Source organism: Haloterrigena salina JCM 13891, assembly GCF_000337495.1.
GTDB classification, from domain to species: domain Archaea; phylum Halobacteriota; class Halobacteria; order Halobacteriales; family Natrialbaceae; genus Haloterrigena; species Haloterrigena salina.
In genome coordinates, this window is sequence record NZ_AOIS01000013.1 from 66097 (window position 1) to 88166 (window position 22070).

General features: G+C 66.4%; 22 protein-coding genes. 11 read left to right on the forward strand and 11 right to left on the reverse strand.

Features of this window, described 5'->3' with window-relative positions:
• Positions 1–27 precede the first annotated feature (27 nt).
• The 3 genes from C477_RS03485 to C477_RS03495 all read left to right on the forward strand — a co-directional run bounded on the left by C477_RS03485 (position 28) and on the right by C477_RS03495 (position 2589).
• On the forward strand, positions 28–1002 hold the full coding sequence (locus tag C477_RS03485) for a Gfo/Idh/MocA family protein (RefSeq protein ID WP_008893051.1): 975 nt from the start codon (positions 28–30) through the stop codon (positions 1000–1002).
• A gap of 75 nt (positions 1003–1077) precedes the next feature.
• Positions 1078–1980 (forward strand): ATP-dependent sacrificial sulfur transferase LarE, encoded by a 903-nt coding sequence (larE, locus tag C477_RS03490; RefSeq protein WP_008893052.1) that lies wholly within the window; start codon positions 1078–1080, stop codon positions 1978–1980.
• Between the two features lie 252 nt (positions 1981–2232).
• Positions 2233–2589, forward strand: a complete 357-nt coding sequence (locus C477_RS03495) for a hypothetical protein (protein WP_049914204.1) — start codon at positions 2233–2235, stop codon at positions 2587–2589.
• A gap of 37 nt (positions 2590–2626) precedes the next feature.
• On the opposite strand, the gene C477_RS03500 is transcribed toward C477_RS03495, so the two are convergent.
• The 6 genes from C477_RS03500 to tatC form a co-directional block, all read right to left on the reverse strand.
• Positions 2627–3295: a CPBP family intramembrane glutamic endopeptidase gene (locus tag C477_RS03500; protein ID WP_008893054.1), complete on the reverse strand. Its 669-nt coding sequence runs from the start codon at positions 3293–3295 to the stop codon at positions 2627–2629.
• 129 nt (positions 3296–3424) lie between these two features.
• Entirely contained in the window at positions 3425–5194 is a 1770-nt protein-coding gene (locus tag C477_RS03505; protein WP_008893055.1) for a nitrite/sulfite reductase, read from the reverse strand.
• 501 nt (positions 5195–5695) lie between these two features.
• A complete protein-coding gene (locus C477_RS22765) occupies positions 5696–6391 on the reverse strand; it encodes an HAD family hydrolase (protein WP_083870235.1) in 696 nt (231 codons plus the stop codon).
• 248 nt (positions 6392–6639) lie between these two features.
• The gene (locus tag C477_RS03515; protein ID WP_008893057.1) at positions 6640–7998 is read right to left on the reverse strand and encodes an MFS transporter; all 1359 of its coding nucleotides are present in this window, start codon (positions 7996–7998) and stop codon (positions 6640–6642) included.
• A gap of 30 nt (positions 7999–8028) precedes the next feature.
• Positions 8029–10236 (reverse strand): molybdopterin-dependent oxidoreductase, encoded by a 2208-nt coding sequence (locus C477_RS03520; protein ID WP_008893058.1) that lies wholly within the window; start codon positions 10234–10236, stop codon positions 8029–8031.
• A gap of 415 nt (positions 10237–10651) precedes the next feature.
• Positions 10652–11620: a twin-arginine translocase subunit TatC gene (gene tatC / locus C477_RS03525; protein ID WP_008893059.1), complete on the reverse strand. Its 969-nt coding sequence runs from the start codon at positions 11618–11620 to the stop codon at positions 10652–10654.
• Positions 11621–11763: 143 nt separating this feature from the next.
• Here tatC and C477_RS03530 point away from each other — a divergent pair, with 143 nt between their 5' ends.
• Together C477_RS03530 and C477_RS03535 are read left to right on the forward strand one after the other, a co-directional pair.
• Positions 11764–14112 (forward strand): twin-arginine translocase subunit TatC, encoded by a 2349-nt coding sequence (locus C477_RS03530; protein ID WP_008893060.1) that lies wholly within the window; start codon positions 11764–11766, stop codon positions 14110–14112.
• 59 nt (positions 14113–14171) lie between these two features.
• Entirely contained in the window at positions 14172–14354 is a 183-nt protein-coding gene (locus tag C477_RS03535; RefSeq protein ID WP_008893061.1) for a hypothetical protein, read from the forward strand.
• A 146-nt stretch (positions 14355–14500) separates the two neighbouring features.
• Here C477_RS03535 and C477_RS03540 read toward each other — a convergent pair whose 3' ends face one another.
• Positions 14501–15283 carry a 23S rRNA (uridine(2552)-2'-O)-methyltransferase gene (locus C477_RS03540; protein ID WP_008893062.1) on the reverse strand — a complete coding sequence of 261 codons (783 nt, stop codon included), beginning with the start codon at positions 15281–15283 and terminating at the stop codon, positions 14501–14503.
• A 178-nt stretch (positions 15284–15461) separates the two neighbouring features.
• Between C477_RS03540 and C477_RS03545 the strand changes: the two genes are divergently transcribed.
• Positions 15462–15761 carry a DUF7127 family protein gene (locus C477_RS03545; protein WP_049914217.1) on the forward strand — a complete coding sequence of 100 codons (300 nt, stop codon included), beginning with the start codon at positions 15462–15464 and terminating at the stop codon, positions 15759–15761.
• On the opposite strand, the gene C477_RS03550 is transcribed toward C477_RS03545, so the two are convergent.
• From C477_RS03550 to C477_RS03560, 3 genes are all read right to left on the reverse strand, one after another.
• Positions 15762–15959, reverse strand: coding sequence for a hypothetical protein (locus C477_RS03550; RefSeq protein WP_008893064.1), 198 nt, complete (start codon positions 15957–15959; stop codon positions 15762–15764).
• 41 nt (positions 15960–16000) lie between these two features.
• The gene (locus tag C477_RS03555; protein ID WP_008893065.1) at positions 16001–16456 is read right to left on the reverse strand and encodes a hypothetical protein; all 456 of its coding nucleotides are present in this window, start codon (positions 16454–16456) and stop codon (positions 16001–16003) included.
• A gap of 94 nt (positions 16457–16550) precedes the next feature.
• A complete protein-coding gene (locus C477_RS03560) occupies positions 16551–17189 on the reverse strand; it encodes a uracil-DNA glycosylase (RefSeq protein ID WP_008893066.1) in 639 nt (212 codons plus the stop codon).
• A 193-nt stretch (positions 17190–17382) separates the two neighbouring features.
• On the opposite strand from C477_RS03560, the gene C477_RS03565 reads away from it, so the two are divergent.
• The 4 genes from C477_RS03565 (at position 17383) to C477_RS03580 (ending at position 19915) form a co-directional block, all read left to right on the forward strand.
• Entirely contained in the window at positions 17383–18027 is a 645-nt protein-coding gene (locus C477_RS03565; RefSeq protein WP_008893067.1) for a dienelactone hydrolase family protein, read from the forward strand.
• A 104-nt stretch (positions 18028–18131) separates the two neighbouring features.
• The gene (locus tag C477_RS03570) at positions 18132–18401 is read left to right on the forward strand and encodes a hypothetical protein (RefSeq protein WP_008893068.1); all 270 of its coding nucleotides are present in this window, start codon (positions 18132–18134) and stop codon (positions 18399–18401) included.
• Between the two features lie 313 nt (positions 18402–18714).
• Positions 18715–19458 carry a DNA polymerase sliding clamp gene (locus C477_RS03575; protein WP_008893069.1) on the forward strand — a complete coding sequence of 248 codons (744 nt, stop codon included), beginning with the start codon at positions 18715–18717 and terminating at the stop codon, positions 19456–19458.
• A 139-nt stretch (positions 19459–19597) separates the two neighbouring features.
• Positions 19598–19915, forward strand: a complete 318-nt coding sequence (locus C477_RS03580) for a HalOD1 output domain-containing protein (RefSeq protein WP_008893070.1) — start codon at positions 19598–19600, stop codon at positions 19913–19915.
• Positions 19916–19945: 30 nt separating this feature from the next.
• On the opposite strand, the gene C477_RS03585 is transcribed toward C477_RS03580, so the two are convergent.
• Positions 19946–20812, reverse strand: coding sequence for an alpha/beta fold hydrolase (locus C477_RS03585; protein ID WP_008893071.1), 867 nt, complete (start codon positions 20810–20812; stop codon positions 19946–19948).
• Between the two features lie 173 nt (positions 20813–20985).
• Between C477_RS03585 and priL the strand changes: the two genes are divergently transcribed.
• Positions 20986–22068: a DNA primase regulatory subunit PriL gene (gene priL / locus C477_RS03590; protein ID WP_008893072.1), complete on the forward strand. Its 1083-nt coding sequence runs from the start codon at positions 20986–20988 to the stop codon at positions 22066–22068.
• Positions 22069–22070 lie beyond the last annotated feature (2 nt).

A 22070-nucleotide genomic window follows, 5' to 3' on the forward strand; every position in this document is an offset into this window, starting at 1 on the left:
TTTGGGACCGGTCCGGCAACGTGGCGTATGGATTTCGGCGTACTCAGTACGGCCGGTATCGCCCGGAAAGCGTTTCTCCCCGCCATCGAGGCCACCGACCACGAGGTCACGGCCGTCGCCTCCCGCGACGGCGACCGCGCGCGGGCGTTCGCGGACGACCACGGGATCGACGAGTCATACGAGGGCTACGACGACCTCATCGCAGACGCGAACATCGACGCCGTCTACATCCCGCTCCCGAACGGCCTGCACGGCCAGTGGACGAAGCGCGCGGCCGACGCCGACCTCGACGTCCTCTGCGAGAAACCGCTGACGGTCGACGCCGGGGAGGCCCGCGAGGTCGTCGAACACTGCGAGGATCGAGACGTGACCCTGATGGAGGGATTCATGTACCTGTATCACCCGCGGACCGAGCGAGCGATCGAACTGGCTCGAGACGAACTCGAGGACGTCCGTTCCGTGACGGCCGCGTTCAAGTTCCCGCTGTTCGACCGCCCGGACGACGTGCGGCTCTCGCCAGACCTCGACGGGGGGAGCCTGATGGACGTCGGCTGTTACCCGGTTTCGCTGGTTCGACAGATCCTCGGCGAGCCCGAGCGCGCCTACGCGCACGCGGACGACTCCCGCGGGGCTGGCGTGGACACGGAACTGGCCGGAATCTTGGAGTACGACGACGGCTCGTCCGCGCGCGTCGCGTCCGGATTCGACACGCAGAAGGTGCAGCGGTACCGCGTCGAAGCGGCCAACGGGTGGCTCGAGGTCCGCGACGCCTTCGACGCGCCGACGGACGAGCCCCTAGAACTCGAGTACCGGATCGATGGCCGACACGCCGTCGAAACGTTCGATGCGATCGACCAGTATCGCCTCGAGATCGAGGAATTCGCCTCGAGCGTCGAGAACGACCGGCCGCCGCGGACCGACGGCGAGGAGGCGATCGCGAACATGCGCGTCATCGACGCGCTGGCGAAGAGCGCCGAGCGGGGCCGCCCGGTCGACGTCTGATCACGGCTGCGCTCCGAGCGTCGGGGCCGAGCCGACGACAACGCGCTTTTGCCCCTCGGGTGCGAACCACGGGCCATGACAACGCTCGAGGCGAAGCTCGAGGCCGCGCGCGAGGACCTCGCGGACCGCGACGGCGTGCTGGTCGCGTTCTCCGGCGGGGTCGACTCGAGCGTCGTGGCCGCGCTCGCCCACGACGCGCTCGGGGAGGACGCGGTCGCCTGCACCGCCAAAAGCGAGACGCTCCCCGAGGCGGAACTCGAGGACGCCAAGCGAGTCGCCGACGAGATCGGAGTCCGCCACGAGGTCGTCGCCTTCTCCGAACTCGAGAGCGACGACTTCGTCGAGAACGACGACGACCGCTGCTATCACTGCCGGACGATGCGGCTGGGCGAGATGCTCGAAACGGCCCGCGAGTTCGGGATCGAGACGGTCTGTGACGGCACCAACGCCGACGATCCGGGCGCGGGGCACCGTCCCGGCCTGCAGGCCGTCGAGGAACTCGAGGTCCACTCGCCGCTGTTAGCCCACGACATCACCAAGGAAGAGGTCCGCGAGATCGCCGACCGCTACGACCTCTCGGTCGCCGACAAACCGTCGATGGCCTGCCTCTCCTCGCGGATCCCGACGGGCCTCGAGGTCACCGAGGAGCGGCTGACTCGCGTGGAGCACGCCGAAGCCCTGCTGCGCCAGTGGGGGTTCGACCAGTTCCGCGTCCGCGACCACGACGGGCTGGCCCGGATCGAGGTCGCGCCGGAGGAACTCGAGCGGGCGCTGACCCGCGAGTTCGCGGAGACGGTCCGCGAGGAGCTGTCGGAACTGGGATTCGACCACATCACGCTCGACTTACACGGCTATCGGACGGGCAGTGTCAGTCCCGAGAGCGAGACGGAGTCCGAGACCGACGGAACTCGCGACGGCGACGAACCGCTCGTCGAGGATGTCTTCGCCGCGGACTCGCGCTCCCGGAGCGACGACTGACGACCGGCGGCGATTCGGGGCGTGCTATCGGCTGTCAAATGCTGTCCGCTCTCGCGCTCGAGTGCAGTTCCGTCCCGGGTACCGGAGTTGATTTCGATATTATCCGTATTACTGAGACATTATTGCACGCACTTTCAGAATATAATCCTATTTGGCGCATCGAACCCGTCATTAGTCCGGTCTATGAACTAACGTCCGGGAATATTGCTTATTTCGATACGGACGTAGCACTCGGGTCGGTATCGTTGGATGATGGACGCCGACGTGCCGTCTGCGTGGAACACGGAAGAGAGTCGGACCTATTCCCCGGTCGACACCGATCGGGAACTGCAGTATCGGACGTATCGTCACGAATCAGGTGATCTCCGGCTAAAGGTCGCCCCGGCGTCGCTCGACGGAGAGGATCACCCCGGATACGCGCTGACCGCGACGAGCTACCCCGGGCTCGACCTCTCCGAGACGATCCGCGTCCGGACCGTCCTCACGTTCGAACGCTGCAACAGCATCGCTCGCGACTTCATGGAACTCTTCTCGGCCAACTACGACGGCCCCGGATCGCTCGAGGACGCGCTCGACTACGCGTACGAGCGAACGCGGGAACACCGCTGACGATCGGCGTCCTCGCCCCCACCACGGTCCGGAATCGTTAGCCGTAGACCGCGCCGAGAACACCGAACAGCCAAATCGCGATGTGGGCCCCGACGACGGGAACCAGCGAACGCCGATACAGGTAGACGAGGGTGAAGACGAGCGCGGCCAGCGAGACCTGCAGGAGGTCGCCGAGGCGCCAGCCGACGGCATGAGAGAGGGTAAACGCCGCCACCGAGAGCCCGCCGGCCAGCCGCGCGCTTCCGGTGTACTCGGCGAGGCGCTCGATTGCGTAGCCGCGGTACAGCGCCTCCTCGACGACGCCGATCGTGATCGCGGACGCGACGGCGACCTCGACGCCGACTCGATCGATGTCCAGTCCCGTCACCCGTCGCTCCGGAAGGCCGAGCGCGTCGATCAGCGGCCCGGTCGCCGCCAGCGCGAGGAACCCGAACACCGCCGCGACGAGCAGGGGGACCGCGTCGCGTCGAGACGGTCGCCGGACGCCGAGCGACCGGAGCGATCGCCCCTCGATCCCGATCGCGATTCCGACGACGAGTCCGAGGAGCGCCCATTGGGCAGCGATCGTCACCAGCGGATGGAGATCGATCCGGAGCGCTCGAGTCGCGCCGGAAAGTGAGGGGAGTCCGAACAGCGCAATTGCGAGTCCCGCGAACGTCGCCAGGGAGCGATCGCGACTCGCGGTCGTTCGGTCCGCGGCGGCCATGCAATATTATTGTGCCTACATAAACGTAAAATTACCTCTCAGCAGTGCCCGGTGCCGTAGGCGCGGGACGCGAAGAAACGAATATCGTCGATCGACGCTCGTACGACCGGAGTCGCGGCGATGCTCGAGTCAGTCGTCGGACGGGGCCACGGATCCCTCGCCGGCGGCGGCCGCCGCGGACTCGCTCTCGGCGAAGGGGTACCAGGACTGCTTGGCGTCACCCATGTACGGGGCCTCGAAGTCGGTCTCCTCGGGTTCGCAGAACTCGACGAGCTGTTCCTCGCCCGTCGCCTCGACCCACTCGCGGAAGGTCTGGCCCTCGCTGCGATGAGCCGCGTAGGCCTCGAGCAGGTTCCGGATCGCGCCGGGGGCCTCGTCGGCCGGGACGCGCTGTTGGATCCAGTCGATGAAGGAGGGGTCCTCGCCGACGCCGCCGCCGACGCCGATGTCGAAGGCCTCGACCATCTCGCCGTTCTTGCGCGCGCGCATGCCCTGCAGGCCGATGTCGGCGGTCATCGCCTGGCCGCAGTCGGCCGTACAGCCGGAGTAGTGCATCTTGATCTTGCCGACATCCTCGGGCAGGTCGACGTTCTTGTTGAACCAGCGCAGCATGCGGGCCATCCGCCCCTTCGTCTCGGTCAGCGCGATCGAGCAGAACTCGGTGCCGGTACAGGCCATCGCCCCGCGCTCGAAGGGGCTCGGCTCGGCGGGGTACTCCTCGAGCAAGGGCTCCTCGAGCAGGGCCTCGAGGTCGTCGTCCGCGACGTCGACGATGACGGGGTTCTGGCGACGAGTGAGCCGGACCTCGCCGGAGCCGTACTCGTCGGCCAGATCGGCGAGTTCGATCGCGTCCTCGGCCGGGAGTCGGCCGACGGGAACGCTCAGACCGACGTAGTTCTGTCCGTCCTTCTGGTCGCCGACACCGACGTGGTCGTGCTGACCCGCTTCGACGGGGCGACCGGCGTTGTAGGTGTACTCCTCGCGGAAGTTCTCCCCAGCGGTGTGCATTTCGAAGTCGACGTACTCCTCCTGGAGCGTCTCGCGGATCTTCTCCATCCCCCAGTCCTCGGCGAAGAACCGAGCGCGGTTCTTCGAGCGGTTCTGGCGGTCGCCGTAGTCGTGGTAGAGTTCGACGAAGCCGCGGCCGACTTCGTAGGCGTTCTCGGGCCGGACGAAGACGTCCAGCGGCGTCGCGGCGCGGGGCTGGCGACCGCCGAGCCCGCCGCCGATACAGACGTTAAAGCCGCGAACCTCTTCGCCGTCTACCTCCTTGGTCGCCGGCTCGAACCCGATGTCGTTGAGCGAGTCCTGTGCGCAGCCGACCGTACAGCCCGACGCACTGATGTTGAACTTCCGGGGCATGTTCGCCAGCGCGTCGTCCTTGCGCAGGTCCTCCTCGAAGCGCTCGAGCAGCGGGCCGGCTTCGACGAACTCCTCGGCCTTGCCGTGGAGCGGGCAGCCGGAGATGTTGCGCATCGTGTCGCCGCCCGCCGAGCGGGAGTGAACGCCGACTTCCTCGAGTTGCTCCCAAATCTCGGGGATGTCCTCGAGTTTAAGCCAGTGGAGTTGGACGGACTGGCGGGTCGTCAGATCGATCCAGCCGTTCCCGAACTCGGGGTTGGCGACGGGACCCTTCGCGTACTCCTTCGCGACTTCGCCGATGCGGCGCAGCTGCCCCGGCTCTAAGATGCCGCTGGCGTTGGTCAGCCGCATCATGAAGTACTCCTCCTGCCCGGAGCGCTGCTGGAACACGCCCCAGAACTTGAAGCGGGTGGTCCACTCGTCGACCTCGTCGTCCGGGATGGCCTCGAAACCGCCGTTCGCGGCGAAGCGCTCGATGTGTTCCCGCACCTCGTCGCCGTAGCAGTCCTCCTTCTGTTCTTCTTTCTTATGCACCATTGGAGACCACCTCGATCGGACGATCGGATCCGAATGCGCGAAGTCCCTCACCAAACATGACGTAATTCACGTTTCTACGTCATGTCTCTAAACCATATAACGGTAATCGTTTACAAATAACTAATTTTTCCACCAATTCCAGCGTCGAACGTAGCATCTCCAATCGGATATGATGTGTATTAGGGTGTATATCCGGCTCGAGCGACGTGACAATTGATCGATTCGAAACGGCGAATCGGGTTCGAGGCCGAGTAAGAGCCAGCGGCGAGCGCCGATCGGTGCGCGAACGGGAGCCCCGTCGCGCGCGAGATGCCGTTTCGGTTCGTCGGGGTCGGCGATGGACCGTTCCCACGAACTGCGCCGTCTCGAGCGGACGAACGGTGTACAGTTCGGTATCGGTAGATAGTAGCGTGGTTCGTTATTCGGAAGTATACCCGAAGCGGAGCCGAGCGGTTCGCTAAGTACACGTGCGAACTGAATGATGTCTCACGGAGTGAGATCTCATAGTACCTCTCTCAAATCACATAGTGAATTGAACACCCGGTCGGGTTCCGGAACAGTATCGGCCTGTCCTTCATCCGAAGGAGCAGAAGGGATCCATATCGAATCGGTCCCGATAGCATGTGCACCTGCTACATCCGTTGCATAGGAATCACCAATATGAAGGGCGTTTTCAGGAGCCGTCTCGAGAGCAGAAAGTGCCCGTCGGAACGGGGCTGGGTCAGGTTTGTAGCCGATTTCAGGGGTCGCGAAGACGACTGCGTCAAAGACACCGTCAATACCCAGTGTGTTAACCTTCTGTTGTTGGATTTCTTGGAGTCCATTCGTCACAAGACCCAGTGAATATCCCTCCTTGAGATCAGAGAGAATAGTCTCGGCACCAGGTAAAAACTCAACATCGGAGTGACCGCCAATTGCCTGATATGCACGGGCAACCCCTAGTGCGTCCTCGGAGTCAACTCCAGTTTGCTGTGCAGTGGCTTCGAAACAGAGCCGATAGTAGTCGAGTTCACTGTTGGCGTCAGCCGCTAAACTTTCACTCTCCACAGTACTAAGATCGGCGGCAGTACAGTATTGGTTGACGTTTGCTCGGTCAAATGCTTCTGCAACTAGCTTATCGGGAGCGCAGCGGGGCTGACAGAGTGTTAAATCGAGATCGAACAGAATCGTCTGTGGTGTCATCCCGCTGTTATTCATATACACTGCTCCAATCGTTTGTGGAGCCACATAATATTGGTCTCCGAATTAATCGAATCTAATTCGTTCGCACGCGTGAACCAGTACTATTTCACGTCGAGTGTCCATCGAAGGCAGATTCGACGGTCCACAACACCCATCATTGAGTGATGGTTTAATCGCCTCTACTGAGCCCGAGTTTCACACCCCACTCCGAGTGACGAAATCCTGTCTCTTATACACATCTCTGAGCGGNGAGACGCGCCCGGTCAGTCGTCGGTTGGCGCCGACGAATCGACAGAAACGAGCGCCGATCGAGTTCGGTAGAGCCCGCTCGAGAGGCAGATCGAGACGACCCCGAGGACGAGGAAGACGACGAAGCCGGTCGCGTAGCCCGGCGTCCCCTGCAGGTCGACGAAGAGGCCGAGGATTGGCGGGATGGTGAAGCCGCCGAAGGCGCCGATGCCGCCGACCAGCCCCGAGGCGCCGCCGACGGCATCGGGGACGTACGTCGGCACCAGCTGGAAGACGGCCGCGCTGGCGACGCCCATGCCCGCGCCGAGCAGAATCGTCGCGGCGACGGCGACGGCGAACTCGCGGGTGACGACGAGCACCAGCGTCGCGAGTACGATCGCGCCGAAGCTGGCGATCGCGGTCGGCTCGCCGCCGAGCCGGTCGCTGACGATCCCGCCCGGAACGCGGATCACCGCCGCGAGCAGCGTGAAGGCGACGGCCGTGAGCGCGCCGGCGGTTCGCACGTCGACGCCGTGGACGGCCTGCCAGTACGACGGGAGCCAGGTCGTCAGCGCGAGGAAGCCGCCGAACGAGGTGAAGAACAGCGCGACGAGGACCCACGTCCGGGGGATGCTCGCCGCACCTCGAATCGAGGCCATCGCGTCGCCGCCGGGAAAGAGCTCCTGCCCGCAGGCCTCGGCGCGCCGCCGGGCCTCGCGCTCGTCGACGCCCCGTTTGACGAACTGGAAGTAGGGAGCGTCGACGGCGGAGGACGCGTAGGCGACGGTCCCGACGATCAGGAACGCGAACCACGCGAGGTACGCGCCGGTGAGGCCGAGCGCGGCCAGCGCGACGGGGAGGGCGAGCGTGAACAGCCCCGGTGACGTGTTCCCGAGTCCGCCGAACGCTGCGAGCACCGTTCCCTGTTTCTCCGAGGGGTACCAGTACGACGTCTGGGTGGACCCGACGGAGAACGTCGCGATGCCACAGCCCGACAGCGCCCCGAAGAAGAACACGATCGGGTAGTGGGCCATCGTGAGCCCGTCCGGGTAAGCCGTCAGCAGGAGTGCTGATAGGCCGCCCATCCCGACGATCGACAGCCCGAGCAGGACCAGAAACGGCTTCTTCGCGCCGACGTCCTCGACCCACGCTCCGAAGGGGATCCGGAGCAAGGAGCCGGTCAGCTGAGGGGCGGCGACGAGCAGCCCGAGCAACAGTCCGGAGAGCCCCATCGCTCCTTCGAACTCCGAGGCGACGGGCCCGTAGCAGACGACGCCGGCGAAGCCGACGAAAAACCCGAGGGTCGCGGAGGCGACGCCCTGTCTCGGCGTCCCTCGGACGGTTGGTGTCGACGCATCGGTGGCGTCGGTCGGCTCCGGCGGTCGTTCACGCATCGATCGAACACCCGAAAACGGCCGCCATCGTCAGGCACTCGCTTCCGCAACCGCCCGCGCCTTCCGCTCGCGAGGCGCCTCGAGGCGGACCGCACACTGTTTGAAGTTGGGCTCCTTCGAGCGCGGGTCGACGTCCGAGAGCGTGAGTTCGTTGACTTCAGGCTGGTGGATCGGGAGCCAGACCACGCCGTCGGGGATCGACTCGTCGCGCTCGACGCGGACGGTGATCGAGCTCCGGCGGGAGACGACGTGAGCGTACTCGGCGGGATCGTCCTCGTCGGACTCGCCGGGACGGGCCTCGAGTTCGTCGGCCAGCGCGGCGGCCGTCGCGGGGCTGACCCTGGCGACGGGGTCGTCGTCGCGCGCACGGACGCCGGAGTTGTACGCGTCGGGACGTCGGGCCGTCGTCAGGGTGAACGGGTACTCCTCGTCGGTCGACTCCGGCAGGGGCCGGGCCTCGCCCGTCGAGAACTGCGCGCGGCCGGTGGGGGTCGGGAACGACCACGACTCCTCGCGGTCGGTCTCGGCGTCGTCCCCGCACTCGTCGGCGGCCGCCGGCCCCTCGTAGTAGCGGTAGCCGCCCGAGACGTCCGGTTCCGGCGCGGGCCAGCGAACCGCCATCTCCTCCTCGAGGCGGTCGTAGCTGATCCCCGAGAGGTCGGCGGGGGTTCCCTCGGTCAGCGCCGCCAGTTCGTCGAAGACCGCGTCGGGCTCGAGCGAGTCGTCGAAGAGGTCGGGGACGAGTCGGTCGGCGAGGTCGCCNGCCGCCAGTTCGTCGAAGACCGCGTCGGGCTCGAGCGAGTCGTCGAAGAGGTCGGGGACGAGTCGGTCGGCGAGGTCGCCGATCAGTTCGAGGTCGGTCTTGACGCCCGACGGCGTCTCCGTCGCGGCGCGCACGCGCGAGACCGTTCGTTCCATGTTGGTCGTCGTCCCCTCCGACTCGCCCCACGTCGCGGCGGGGAACACGACGTCGGCGAGTTCGACCGTCTCGCTGCGGAAGGCGTCCTGTACGACGAGGAAGGCGTCCGCGAGCCGTTCGCGGACGCGGTTGGCGTCGGGCATGCCGGCGACGGGGTTGGTCGCGACGGCGTAGACGGCGGAGACGTCGTCGCCGATCTCGTCGACGATGCCGACCGGGCCGGGGCCGGGGTCGTCGGGCAGGCGGGACTCGGGAACGTCCCACGTCTCGGCGACCTCGCGGCGGTGGTCGGGATCGGTGAAGGTCCGCTGACCGGGCCAAGAGCCCTTCGAGGAACAGACGCGCGTCCCCATCGAGTTGGCCTGGCCGGTCAGCGAGAACGGGCCCGAACCGGGCCGGAGGTTCCCCGTCGCCAGACAGAGGTCGATCAGCGCGCCCGACGCCGCGGTGCCGTTGACGCTCTGGTTGATTCCCATCCCCCAGTAGACCAGCGTGGGGTCCTCGAGCGCCGCGGCGATTCGGTCGACGTCCTCGAGGGAGACGCCGGCGGCCGCGGCGGCCTCGGCGGCGTCCGGGAGGTCCTCGCGGAGGGCGTCGAAACCGTCGGTCGCCTCAGCGACGAACGCCTCGTCGACGCGGTCGGTCTCGACGACGCGCGCGAGGACGGCGCGGGCGAGGTCGAGGTCACCGCCGGGCGAGAGGGGCACGTGGTGGTCTGCGACCTCGGCGGTCTCGCTCTCGATGGGGTCGACGACGATCAGTTCCGAATCGTCGTCGTCGGCCGATTGGTTGATCCACCGGAACATGACTGGGTGGGCGGCGGCGGGGTTCGCCCCCCAGACGAGGTGGGTCTTCGCTTCGGGAATGTCGTCGTAGGTCGGCGGCGGCGCGTCGCTCCCGAAGGCGTCGTAGTAGGCCGTGACGGCCGAGGCCATACACAGCGTCGTGTTGGCGTCGTAGTACGGCGTGCCGAAGCCGCCGCGGGCGAGTTTGCCCAGCGCGTAGGCGGCCTCGTTGGTCTGCTGGCCGCTACCGAGGACGGCGACCCCTTCACCGCCGTCGCCGCGCTCGAGGGCCGCGTCGAGCCCTTCGGCGGCGCGCTCTAAGGCGGTCTCCCAGGTCGTCGGTACCAGTTCGCCGTTCCGGCGGACGAGCGGGCGCGTGAGCCACTCGGCGCCGGGATCGACGGACTCGGTGATGCCGCGCTGACAGGCCAGCCCGTTGTTGATCGGGTGGGCGGCGTCGCCGCGGACGACGTCGAGGCCGTATCCCTGTTCAACGGGCCGGTGGACGTGACCGCAGCCGACGGCACACCGCATACACGTCGTCGATACCAGATCAGTCACGCCGTCCACCTCCGGCACGACCCGAGACGACCAGCGTGTGATTTACAATCACACTCCGCAGCGGGAGTTTGACCCAACTTCATGAACTCTTTCACAGGAATAGGGAACGTATGGTGCTACTAAACGGTAATCGTTTACAAACTGTGACTATTCCCCCGATAAAGCGTCCTATCCATCAATCTACGGATGGATAGGGAGAATATAAGGATGTGAAATCATCGGACGAGGGGAGCGATCGGACGGGCGTCCACGAATCGACGGGTCATATGGTGGGAACCACTGACATACTGACCGGGGGATGGGATCGAGCCCTCGCGACCGCGGTCGCTCTCGGACGAAACGATCGCAGGAAAATTCGGTCGCGTCGCGAGAATCGTCGACCGAGCGGTCAGTCCCGCCCGACCCACTTCAGGACGAGGAGAGTCCCCTCGAACAGCAGGATCATCGTGACGGCGACGATGATTGGCGCCATCCCTGTCGGGTCCATCGTGAACATGAAGGACAGTCCCGCAAAGCCCGCCCAGAAGTAGAGGCGCTTCTGGGCCAACCAGCGGCGGGTCGTCACGCCCATCATGATCGCGAGCATGATGAACAGCGGAATCTGGAAGACGATCGCGAGGAAGCCGGTCAGCGTGATGATCAGGTCGAACGTTTCGCCGAGCGCGTACGCGATATCGGCGCTGCCCTCCGCGTAGTACGTGAAGTACTGGAAGAGGACGGGTAAGACGAGCACGTACGAGAACAGCATGCCGAGCGCGGCGAGAACGACGCTCATCGGAACGGACGCAAGGTAGTACTTGCGCTCGTGGGGGTACAGCCCCGGCTTCATGAACTTGTAACACTCGTAGACGAACGTCGGCAGGGCTACCATGATGCCCAGCAGCGCCGAGAGCTTGATCCGCGTCATCCACAGCTCGAGCGGGTGGTAGATATGCGGTGGCGGCACTTCCTCGGCCTGGGCCGGGAAGACGTCGAGCCAGATGAACTCGAGGGCCTCGGACGCCCCCAGCAGTCCGATCGCGGTCCCGGTCGCCCCGAACAGGAGGACGACCGCGAACCGAAGCACCATCTCCTCGATGTGGTCGGCCAACGGCATCTCCTCGTCGTCCGGGGGCGTCGAGATGCCGCCGATATCGGGGTCGGGGTAGTCGGCCTCGCCGTGATCGGCGTGGTCGCCGACGACGCCCTCGCCGTCGGTTTCGATCGGCCGGTCGTCGGAATCGGGCTCCTCTCCGCCGTCAGTCACGACCGGCGGGGCGTCGTCGCTCCCGCCGTCGATCGGCGGGTCCACGCTGGGCGATTCCCGCGGCTCCGTGGACCCCTCGACGTCCCTACGGTTCGCCGGCTCGTCCGACATCTATAGAGGTATGACGTGCCCCCGGTTATAGGCCTTTTTCTTACGGACATCCTGCCAAAGCGATGAAGGTCGAGTACGCGCCCGTAGCCGGCCCCAGCACACGAAAGGTTGATAACTGGATGTCAGTTAGCCACAGACGATAAATGAGTTCTGCCGTCGACGAAGATACGGCCAAAGCCATCAACGCCGGTCGGGAGACGATCGGTACGATGCTCTCGACCGCGCAGACGCATCTCCAGAAGGTATTCATCGTCTTCGTCATCGGCTTCATCGGGTCCTTCTACGCCCTTCGCGTTTTCATTTGGGACTTCCTCGAGGCGACGGCGAAAGCGCAGATGAACGAAGAAATCGCCGAAGCGACGAATATCATCACCCGTACGCCGTTCGAGGTCATCCTCTTGCAGGCGAAGATCGGGATGCTGATCGGCGTCATCGTCGCGATTCCGGCGCTGCTGTTCTTCTCGCGGGACACGCTTCGCGAGCGCGGTTTCCAGTCGGCGTTTCCCGTCTCGCGCGGATACATCGCCGCCTTCGCGCTGATGTCGTTCGCGCTGTTCTGGATCGGCGTCGCGTACGCGTACGGCGTCTTCTTCCCGTTCACCTTCTCCTTCCTCGGCTCGATCGCCTACGACACCGGCGTCACGCCGAGCTGGGGCATCACCGAGTTCACCGAGTTCGTCGCCCTGTTGACCCTCTCGTTCGGTCTGGCGGCGCAACTGCCGCTGGCGATGAGCGTCCTCTCGTACACCGAAATCGTTTCCTACGAGACGTTCCGGGACAAGTGGCGCCATGCGATCGTCGCGATCACGGTCTTCGGCGCGTTCTTCTCTCCACCGGACCCGTTCACGCAGGTCATGTGGGCGCTGCCGCTGATGGCCCTCTACGGCTTCAGTCTCGGCCTCGCGAAGGTCGTCGCCAACATCCGCCGGCGCGGCGCGGCCGAACTCGAGACGGGCACCGCGTTTATGAAACGGCGCCTCTTCCAGTTCGTCGGCGTACTGGTGCTCGTCGCCGCCGGGACGACCGTCTTCGTCAATCGCGACGGGTTCGATCGACTCGACGAAGCCGTCTTTCCGCTGCTCCCGGCACCGATTCGTCCCGAGGGAACGCTCGGTCTCGAGACGTACGCGGCCGAACACGGCCTGCTGGGTGACGCCGCCGTCGGTGGCATAGTCGCTGCCGCGGTCGGGTTCCTCGCCCTCCTCGTCTACACGATCCACGTGTTACAGGCGCCGATCTACCCTCGGGAGGACGACCTTCGGAACGCGGAAGACCCCGAGGACGTCGACTTCGAGACGCTCTCGGCCGAGGACATCGGGGAGATTCCGGCGACGGTCTTCCTCTCGATGGACGAGGAGGAGGCCCTCGACCACTCCCGACAGGCGATGTACGACGATAACCGGGAGAAGGCCCAGACGATCCTCGACCGGTTCGACACGCTGCAGGAACAGCAGGCGGGCGACGACGCGGACGGCGAGGGCGGCGCCGCAGCCGCCGACGCGGCCGGCGGGGCGGCCGGCGGAGCCGGCGGTGACGACGACGACGAGAGCGTCTTCTCGAGCACCGCCGCGGGAATGCTCGACGCGTTCACCGAAGACGAGACCACCGAGGATGACATCGGCGGCTACGCCTACGATCTGGCCTTCATCGTTGACAGCCTCACGTCGAAAGCGATCTACATCGTCGGCGTCTTCATGGCTGTTCTCGGTGGTTCGTTCCTCGCGATGTATCAGGGCGGATTCGGATTCATCCTCGCCCAGTTCGTCGATCGCGTCCCGCCGGAAGTCCTCAATGAAGTCACCGAGAACGCGGGCGAGACGAGTCAGGTGACGCCGGCGGTGATCGAAGAGCTCGGGCTGGTCGTCGCCTTACACCCCGTCGAAGTGCTGATCTTCATGGTGAAGGTGAGTACGATCCTCGGGTTCATCGCCGTCGTCCCCCTGATCATGTACTGGGGCTGGCCGGCAGCCAGAGAGCGCGGGCTGGTCCGGGGCGACCCGCGGGTGTTCCTCGTCTGGGGACTCGCGATATTCCTCGGCTTCGGCGCCGGGCTGTTCGTCGGGTTCTACTGGATCGCCCCGTCGATCATCTCGTATCTCATCACCGACGCCCTCCAGAACGGCATGGTCGTCTCCTTCCGGATCAACAGCTTCTCCTGGCTGGTGATCTACACGACCCTCGGCGTCGGCTTCCTCTTCAACATCGTCGTCACGATGGCGCTGTTCCACGTCGGTGGCATCGTCAGCTACCGGACGATGCTCGGGCGCTGGCGACCCGTCGTCGTCGGCATCTTCACGCTGGCCGCCTTCGCTAGCCCGAAGGGCGTCCTGACGATGCTGATGCTGGCGATCCCGCTGGCGCTGACGTACCTGCTCGGGCTCGCCGTCCTCTACGTGCTCACCGCCGGCGGCCGCCTGTTCGGCGGCGGCGGGAGCGGCGGCGACCCGGCCGATCCGGACCCCGAGCCCGAATCGGGCGCGACCCCAGAGTAGTCGGTCGCCGCCGTCGTGACGACGACTGTTAAGACGGCCGCCTGCAAACGATCACGCAAATGCCGAAGATCAGCGTCGAAATTCCGCAGGAACTGCTGGACGATCTGGACGATCACGTCGGCGACGACGGCAAGTTCGTCAACCGCAGCGACGCGATCCGCGCGTCGGTTCGCAAGACCCTCGACCTGTTAGACGAGATCGACGAGCGACACGACCGACTCGAGGCCGACGAGCGGGAGTAAGCGGGTCGTCGCGACGGATCCGCGGGTACGAGAGAAACGGCCAAGTAGCGGTGCGACACGGCGTCAGTGTCGCGAAAAACGGCGCCAACAGCAGGATTCGAGCGCGGGACGAACCGAGTTATCTTACGTCGTCCCGAACGGTGTCCTCACTCCTCGAGAGGCTGTGCGAATCCGAAGTTCGGCTTGACATCCTCGACGCGGACGTCGACGACGTCGCCGGGTTCGGCGTCGGAGACGAACAGGCGGTAGCCGTCGACGCTCGCGATCCCGTCGCCCTCGCTGCCGACGTCGACGATCTCGACCTCGAGTTCGTCGCCTTCCCGGACGGGGGCGGTGAGCCGGCCCTTCCCGATCAGGTAGATCTCGGAGGACTCCTCGCGGCTGGCCTTCGGCGCGGTCGCGCGGACGTACTGGAACTCGTCGTCGATGTCGGCCCGGAGGTCGTCGACGTCGGGCCCCTCGAAGACCTTCACGACGAAGTTGCCGCCGGACTCGAGGAGTTCGAGCGCGGTCTCGAAGGCCTGACGCGCGAGATACAGCGAGCGGGCCTGGTCCAGCGAGTACTCGCCGGACATGTTGGGCGCCATGTCCGAGACGACCACGTCCACGGAGCCGCCCGCGGCGTCGGTGACGCGGTCGCGGGTCTTCTCCTCGGTCATGTCGCCGCGGATCGTCTCGACGCGCTCGTTCAGCGTCTCGTCCTCTAAGTCCTTGATCCGCTGGAGGTCGACGCCGATGACGGTTCCCTGTGGGCCGACCTTCTCGGCGGCGACCTGCAGCCAGCCGCCGGGAGCGGCGCCGAGGTCGACGACCGTGTCGTGTCCGGAGATAACGTTCTCGAGGTCGTCGAGCTGTTTGAGCTTGTAGGCCGCCCGACTCCGGTAGCCCTGCTGTTTCGCCCTGTTGTAGTAGTCGTCTTTGCGAGCCATGATCGAGTTGTGACATCGCTAGTGGCCCGGTACGGATAGGTGTGGCGAGATGACGGCCGGAAACGCCATCGAGACCGGTGGAGACCAGTCGACGGCCCGAAAACCGGAGCGCTCGCGGAACCGGAAGGTAGCAGTTTCGTGCATGCTGCTTACGGTGAGCGGCTGCGACCGCTCGCACATGGACACGCCACCAGAACTGGAAGCCGCGGTCGACGATCGCGACGACGTCACGATCACGAAACGCGAGTACGGCACCGAGCAGGTCATCGCCGTCGATTTCGGCCCGACCGGCGCCAAGCCGTCGCTCGACGTCGTCGAGGGGACGGCGATCGTCGTGGTCGACCGCGCGGAACGAAGTTCCGCGGACCGTTCGGGCGGCGACGACCCGCCCGAAGAGGACCAACAGTTCGAGTTCGACATCCCCGCCGGCGCGAGCGACGTGACGGTCAACGACGGAATCCTGACGATTACGAACTGATCAGTCGCTCGAGTCGCCGGGGTCGCTCCGGCGGGCGACGTCCTCCTCGGAATCGATCTCGGCCTCCGGCTCGCCGTCGGTCACCTCGTCGGGATCGACGTCGACGTCGTCGCGGTCGTGGTCGTCGTCGTCGGCGGTCGTCTCCTCGACCCGGTCCGCCGTCTCCTGCGCCGATTCGGTCTCCGCCGGCGGCTCCATCCGGTCGTCGGGATCGACCCGCGGCCCGTCCTCCGGGGAGTCTAGAACTCGTCGTCTTCGACCATCGGGTCCGTTCCCTCGCGGTTGCCGATCTCGTTATCCAGCGTCGTCCCGGGCTCGTCGGGCGGCGCTTCGGTGGGGTTCGAGGCCACCGGCTCGCCGGGGTCGTAGTCGGCATCCTGGCGATCGATCTCGGCGGCCCCGTCGTCCGACGACGCGTCCTCGCTCGGCTCGTCGCCCGACGTGACGGCGTCCGCCGCGACCTCGGCCTCGAGTCGGATCGCGTTCCCGGCCCACTCGCCGACGGCGCTGTCGGCCAGCGGGACGGCCTCCTCGCCGCTCCCCCAGTCGAGAGCGGCCCGCGTCGAGTCGCCGACGTCCGACGCTGGTTCCACGTAGGCGGTCTCCGGATCGACGTCGGCGACGACGCCGATCCGTTCGCCGTCGGCCGTCTCGACCGGCTTTCCGACGTCGTCGCTGGTGAAGCTCGGGCTCATCTCCTCGGGGTTCGCCCGGCCGGAAAAAGCCCTTCCTGCCTGCAGGTGCTCGGGCGCTCACCGACCGACGCCGCCGGTTATCGGACGCGAGCCCTCACGCCGACTCGAGGGCCGCCCGCAGATCCGACTCGATCGCGTCGACCTTACTCCGGTCGTACAGCGCCGCGGCCGGGTGAAACGACGGGCGGACGATCCGTTCCGTCCGCTCATGCGCGTCGGCTCCGTCCTCGCTCGAGGAGTCGGGACTTTCCTCGTTCGAGGCGTGCGAAGCGGGCGGCACCTCGCGCTCGAATTCCTCGCCGTGCAGGTCCGTGATCGTCTCGTCGGTCTCGAGGAGTTCGGCCGTCGCGAAACTCCCCATCGGGACGACGACCGAAGGGTCGACGCGCTCGAGTTCGCCCTCGAGCACCGGCCACCAGGCTTCGATCTCGTCGACGTGAGGATCGCGGTTCTCCGGCGGCCGAATCTTGACGAGGTTGGTGATGTACAGCTCTCGCCGGTCGTGGCCGATCGACTCGAGGGCCCGATCCAGTTGCTGGCCGGCCTGACCGACGAACGGCTCGCCCTGCTCGACTTCCCGACCGCCCGGCGCCTCGCCGACGAGCATCACGTCGGCCGACAGCGGCCCGACGCCGGGGACGAACCGTTCCGGATCGCGGTGCTCGTCGGGCACCGCCTCGAGCGCGTCGGCGAAGACGTCCGCGAACGTCCAGTCGGTGTCCGAGTCGCTCATGGTGGCGGGCTACGGCCGCCGCGGAAAACACCGTTTCCTTGCGTGCGCACCCTGCGAGCGGTCTCGAGCGCGACCGCTTTCGATCCGAGCGTCGGTCACGAGCGCGTTCGGTACGAGCGGCGGCCGCCGCGCCGAGCGATCGGCGGCGACGCCGCCCCCAACACTCAACCCCGTCCTCGGTGGAGCGACGCGTATGCCGGCCGACGGATCGCCCACCGTGACCGACATCGAGTTGCCCGACGCGACCCTCGAGGGAGAACTCGCCGTCCCGGAGGGATCGAACGGGCTAGTCGTCTTCGCCCACGGGAGCGGCAGCAGCAGGCACAGCCCGCGGAACAACTTCGTGGCGGAGCGGTTGCGCGAGCGGGGGCTGGGAACGCTCCTGTTCGATCTGCTCACCGAACGCGAAGACCGGGACCGGGAGAACCGGTTCGACGTTCCGCTGTTGACCGATCGGCTCGTCGCGACGACCGAGTGGCTCCGCGAGCGACCGGAGAGCGGCGGCCGCGCGGTCGGCTACTTCGGCGCGAGCACGGGCGCCGCGGCGGCGCTTCGCGGAGCGGCCCGCCCGGAGACCGAGATCGGCGCGGTCGTCTCTCGGGGCGGCCGCGTCGATCTGGCGGCCGAGGTCGTCGACGACGTCCGCGCGCCGACGCTGCTGATCGTCGGCGGCGAGGACGAGTCGGTCCTGCAGGTGAACCGCGAGGTCTCAGACGCGCTGGCCTGCGAGCGGGACCTCCGGATCGTCGAGGGCGCCGGCCACCTCTTCGAGGGCGAGGGCGAACTCGAGGCCGTCGCCGACCGCGCCGCCGACTGGTTCGCGACCCACCTCGAGTGAGTCGCGAACGGACTCGTCGCCCCTCGCTTGGCATACGGGTACCGCCTCGGGACGGAGCGTATTCAGGGCGTACCGTTAGGCGCGCGGCCGACGGACGTCCGCGTATGGCAGACGTACCAGACGTCAACAAGGTGGAAACCGAGGACGGCTACATCCACGTTCGGTTCCGCGATCCGGACGAGTACGACGAGGTCCGGACGCCGGACTGGGCGGAGGATCCGGCGGAGTCCGTCTCCGAGGGGAGCGAGGTCCGTACCGGGAAGGTCGAGGGGGAGGACGACTGGGAAGTAACCAGCGTACTCATCAAGAAAAGCGTCGGCGAGGACAAAGCCGAGGAAGAGGCGAAAGAGATCGTCGAGAAGATCGAGTCCTGACGGGGGCGAGCGGTCCACGGTCCGCGATCCGCGACCAGCCTCCGATCGGCCCGGTTGCGAACTCCGGGCCAGCAGGTAGTCCGTCGAACCCGAGCAGGCGAAACTCAGCGGCGACCTCAAGAGCCGGCTAGGCTGGGGGCAGGACGCCCAGAGCCAGTACCCGCTCCGCCACGACGCGATCGCCGAGATCACCGACGAGGCGATCCGGTTACGCGAGGAGTACTGACCGGGTCCGCGGCCGCGAACGATCGCCGCCCGCGGAGCCGCGCGTAAAGGGTGCCTTTTTATGGCAACCGTCCGTAGCCCGGCGTATATGTTCAAGGCCATCGTGAGCGCGGAAACGCTCACCAGCGCGCTCGATTCGATCAGCGTGCTGGTCGACGAGTGCAAGATCCACCTCGAGGAGGACGGCCTCGAAATCCGGGCCGTCGATCCCGCCAACGTCGGCATGGTCGACCTCTCGCTCGATGCCTCGGCGTTCGAATCCTACGAGGCCGACGGCGGGCTGATCGGCGTCGACCTCTCGCGGCTCGAGGATATCGCGAGCATGGCCGAGTCCGGCCAGCTCGTCCAGCTCGAACTCGACGAAGAGACGCGGAAGCTACAGATTCAGATCGAAGGGCTCGAGTACACCCTGGCGCTGATCGACCCCGATTCGATCCGCCAGGAGCCGGACATTCCGGACCTCGATCTGCCCGCGGAGGTCGTCCTCGAGGGGAAAGACGTCAACCGATCGGTCAAGGCCGCCGACATGGTCTCCGACCACATCGCGCTGGGCGTCGACGAGGGCGAGGAGTACTTCTACGTCGACGCGGAGGGCGACACCGACGACGTCCACCTCGAGCTCACCGAAGCGGATCTGATCGACCTGCAGGTCGGTCCAGCCCACTCGCTGTTCTCGCTGGACTACCTGAAGGACATGAACAAGGCGATTCCCTCGGACACGGAGGTCACGCTCCACCTCGGCGAGGAGTTCCCGGTGAAGATCTACTTCGGCTTCGCGGAGGGGCAGGGACAGGTCACCTACATGCTCGCACCGCGCATCCAGAGCGACTGAATCGAACCGCCGTTCGGCTCGGTTGGCCGTCGACGGCGATAGTCGCCTATTGCGACAGCGATCGCGAGTGAACCCCGTTACTTAAAAATATCATATGGGAAGGTGGGAGGCTACCAGTCTCTCTCGAGTAGTCCGGGCCATGCCCTCCACAGACGGTCCAACGGACACCAGCGACGCGAACGAGCCGACGTTCACGACGACGTTCGATCCGGACGTCGGCGAGCGAGCCAGCGAGGCCGTCATCACGGCGGTCGCGGCGCTTACCGGCAATCGACCGGTCGACCTCGAGCCCCTCTACGAGGCCATCGATCCGGACGCGCTGGACTCGCTGGTCGACCACGCCCGGCGAGCGGACGCCGGCACCCACGAACTCTGGTTCCCCTACGCGGGATACGAGATCGGCGTGCGAAGCGACGGCCGGATCCAGTTCTACGACGGCGCCGCCCCGACCGCGTAGATCCGGAGTTCACGCGGCCGCCGCAGGCGATCAGTCGTGGTCCGCGAGAAACGCCCGCAGCTCCTCGTTCACCCGATCGGACTGCTCGATGAAAAAGCAGTGCGAGCCGCCCTCGAACCGCTCGAGTCGCGCGTTCGGAATCGCCTCATCGAGTAACAGCCCGTTCTCGAAGGGGACGACGCGGTCGTCGGTCCCGTGGAGCACCAGCGTCGGCACGCGAAGCGACTCGAGCCGGTCGCTGACGTCGAAGTCGAGAACGGCCGCGGCCTGGGCCTCGCGAGCGGGATCGTCGGCGTCCTGCTCGAGTCGCCACTCGATGATCCGATCCATCAGGTGGGGGTTCCGGTTCGTGAAGCGCTCGGTGAAGGCGGGACGCATCCGGTGACGGATCGTCTCGCGCTCGCTCGCGCCGTCGGGGACGTCGAAGATGAACTCCTGGGTCTCGTCGGGGACCGGAACCGCGTCGGGACCGCCATGGCTCGTACAGCACAGCGTCAGCGTCTCCGCCCGCGTATACTCGAGCGCGTAGCGTTGGGCGATCATCCCGCCCATGCTCGCGCCGACGATGTGGGCCCGGCGGATGCCGGCGTCCTCGAGGACTGCCTCGAGGTCCGCGGCGAGGCCGCCGATCGAGTAGCCGGCCAGTTTGAAGATGAGGGGCACGCGGAGTTTCCGCGGCAGGCGCGGGAGCAGCGGCGGGAGGCCGGCGTCGGACCGACCCGTCCCGCGGTTGTCGGGCGCGATCACGTCTCGATCGTCCGCGACGGCCTCGCGCTGCCAGCGCCACATCCAGCGCCCGTAGCCCAGCCCCTGCACGAAGACGACCGGTGTGCCGTCGCCCTCGCTCTCGTCGTACTCGTAGTAGATCGACACGCCGTCTCGAGTGGCCCGTGGCATACTCGGGGAGACGTATCGAACGCCCTTTAAATCGATCCTCGAACGCTAACCAAAACGTCGGTCAGGGCCGCTTCTGTCGCCGCTCGAGCGGCGATCCAATCCCGGCTTACTCCCGGCCGCCCCCCGTCGAACAATCAGCGGCTTTAACCCCGCGCAGTAACATCCCATTACCGATGCAGCGACTGCACGCCCGGTACCCGTTCCTCGAGACCGCCCGCGACGCCGTGGCGACGGAGGCCGTCGATCTGGCCACCGTCGTCGACCAGGATCGGGCGGTCGTCGACCGCGCCCGCGAGCGCGTGGTGGCGGCCCTCGAGGACGGCGAGACGGGCGAGCCGCGACGAGACACGCGCGTCGAACTGCTTTCCTATCCCGTCGCGCGCGTCCTCGTCTCGATGGTCGAAGAGCGCGTCCTCGTTCGCAAGTACGCCCGCGCCGAGGCCGCGACCGCCTACGATCGCTTCACGACCGACTTCGAGAACACCACGGAGCTGAAAAGCGTCGAGTCGACCGGGCTGGACCTCGAGGCCCTCCTCGCGGAGTTCGACCTCGACGGTGCGGTCCGGGAGACCGCCGACGGCTACCGGATCGACGTCGGCACCTACCTCCCCCTCGCCGAGGATCTGTGGGGCGACGAGTGGCACCTGGTCAACCGCGCGCTGACCGACGGCGAGGTGCCGGTCGACGACGACGAACTGCTGACCCTGCTCCGAGAGGCCATCCGGAGCCGCATCGAGGACGGCCTCCCATTCGACGTCCCCGACGTCATCGCCGCCGCCCTCGAGGACGAGGCCGCCGAGATCCGCGAGGTGCTCGCCGACCTCGAGCTCACCCAGGACATCGACACCGTCGTCCCCGACCTGTTCCCGCCGTGTATGAAGGCCCTGCTCGACGACATCCAGAAGGGCGAACACCTGCCCCACCACTCGCGGTTCGCGATCACCGCCTTCCTGACGAGCATCGGGATGACGACTGACGAAATCGTCGAACTCTACCGGGTCAACTCGTCGTTCGGCGAGGAGATGACCCGCTACCAGACCGACCACATCCGCGGCGACAGCTCGCCGACGGAGTACTCGCCGCCCTCCTGTGCGACGATGCAGTCCTACGGCGACTGCGTGAACAAGGACGACCTCTGCGAACGCATTCCCCACCCGATGGCCTACTACGAGGAGCGGATCGACGACGCCGACGACGACGAGATCGAGGACTGGCGGGAAGCCGATCGCGAGGAGCAGTCGGCCAGCGGCGACTGATT

Excerpts from the sequence above, each read along its gene's own strand:
- C477_RS03570 (WP_008893068.1), top strand. The coding sequence starts at position 18,132 with ATGGCAGACGTACCAGACGTCAACAAGGTGGAAACCGAGGACGGCTAC.
- C477_RS03495 (WP_049914204.1), top strand. The coding sequence starts at position 2,233 with ATGGACGCCGACGTGCCGTCTGCGTGGAACACGGAAGAGAGTCGGACC.
- C477_RS03575 (WP_008893069.1), top strand. The coding sequence starts at position 18,715 with ATGTTCAAGGCCATCGTGAGCGCGGAAACGCTCACCAGCGCGCTCGAT.
- C477_RS22765 (WP_083870235.1), bottom strand. The coding sequence starts at position 6,391 with ATGAATAACAGCGGGATGACACCACAGACGATTCTGTTCGATCTCGAT.
- C477_RS03540 (WP_008893062.1), bottom strand. The coding sequence starts at position 15,283 with ATGGCTCGCAAAGACGACTACTACAACAGGGCGAAACAGCAGGGCTAC.
- C477_RS03500 (WP_008893054.1), bottom strand. The coding sequence starts at position 3,295 with ATGGCCGCCGCGGACCGAACGACCGCGAGTCGCGATCGCTCCCTGGCG.
- C477_RS03545 (WP_049914217.1), top strand. The coding sequence starts at position 15,462 with ATGGACACGCCACCAGAACTGGAAGCCGCGGTCGACGATCGCGACGAC.
- C477_RS03555 (WP_008893065.1), bottom strand. The coding sequence starts at position 16,456 with ATGAGCCCGAGCTTCACCAGCGACGACGTCGGAAAGCCGGTCGAGACG.
- C477_RS03485 (WP_008893051.1), top strand. The coding sequence starts at position 28 with ATGGATTTCGGCGTACTCAGTACGGCCGGTATCGCCCGGAAAGCGTTT.
- larE (WP_008893052.1), top strand. The coding sequence starts at position 1,078 with ATGACAACGCTCGAGGCGAAGCTCGAGGCCGCGCGCGAGGACCTCGCG.
- C477_RS03535 (WP_008893061.1), top strand. The coding sequence starts at position 14,172 with ATGCCGAAGATCAGCGTCGAAATTCCGCAGGAACTGCTGGACGATCTG.
- priL (WP_008893072.1), top strand. The coding sequence starts at position 20,986 with ATGCAGCGACTGCACGCCCGGTACCCGTTCCTCGAGACCGCCCGCGAC.
- C477_RS03565 (WP_008893067.1), top strand. The coding sequence starts at position 17,383 with ATGCCGGCCGACGGATCGCCCACCGTGACCGACATCGAGTTGCCCGAC.
- C477_RS03585 (WP_008893071.1), bottom strand. The coding sequence starts at position 20,812 with ATGCCACGGGCCACTCGAGACGGCGTGTCGATCTACTACGAGTACGAC.
- C477_RS03560 (WP_008893066.1), bottom strand. The coding sequence starts at position 17,189 with ATGAGCGACTCGGACACCGACTGGACGTTCGCGGACGTCTTCGCCGAC.
- C477_RS03580 (WP_008893070.1), top strand. The coding sequence starts at position 19,598 with ATGCCCTCCACAGACGGTCCAACGGACACCAGCGACGCGAACGAGCCG.
- C477_RS03550 (WP_008893064.1), bottom strand. The coding sequence starts at position 15,959 with ATGGAGCCGCCGGCGGAGACCGAATCGGCGCAGGAGACGGCGGACCGG.
- C477_RS03505 (WP_008893055.1), bottom strand. The coding sequence starts at position 5,194 with ATGGTGCATAAGAAAGAAGAACAGAAGGAGGACTGCTACGGCGACGAG.
- C477_RS03515 (WP_008893057.1), bottom strand. The coding sequence starts at position 7,998 with ATGCGTGAACGACCGCCGGAGCCGACCGACGCCACCGATGCGTCGACA.
- C477_RS03530 (WP_008893060.1), top strand. The coding sequence starts at position 11,764 with ATGAGTTCTGCCGTCGACGAAGATACGGCCAAAGCCATCAACGCCGGT.
- tatC (WP_008893059.1), bottom strand. The coding sequence starts at position 11,620 with ATGTCGGACGAGCCGGCGAACCGTAGGGACGTCGAGGGGTCCACGGAG.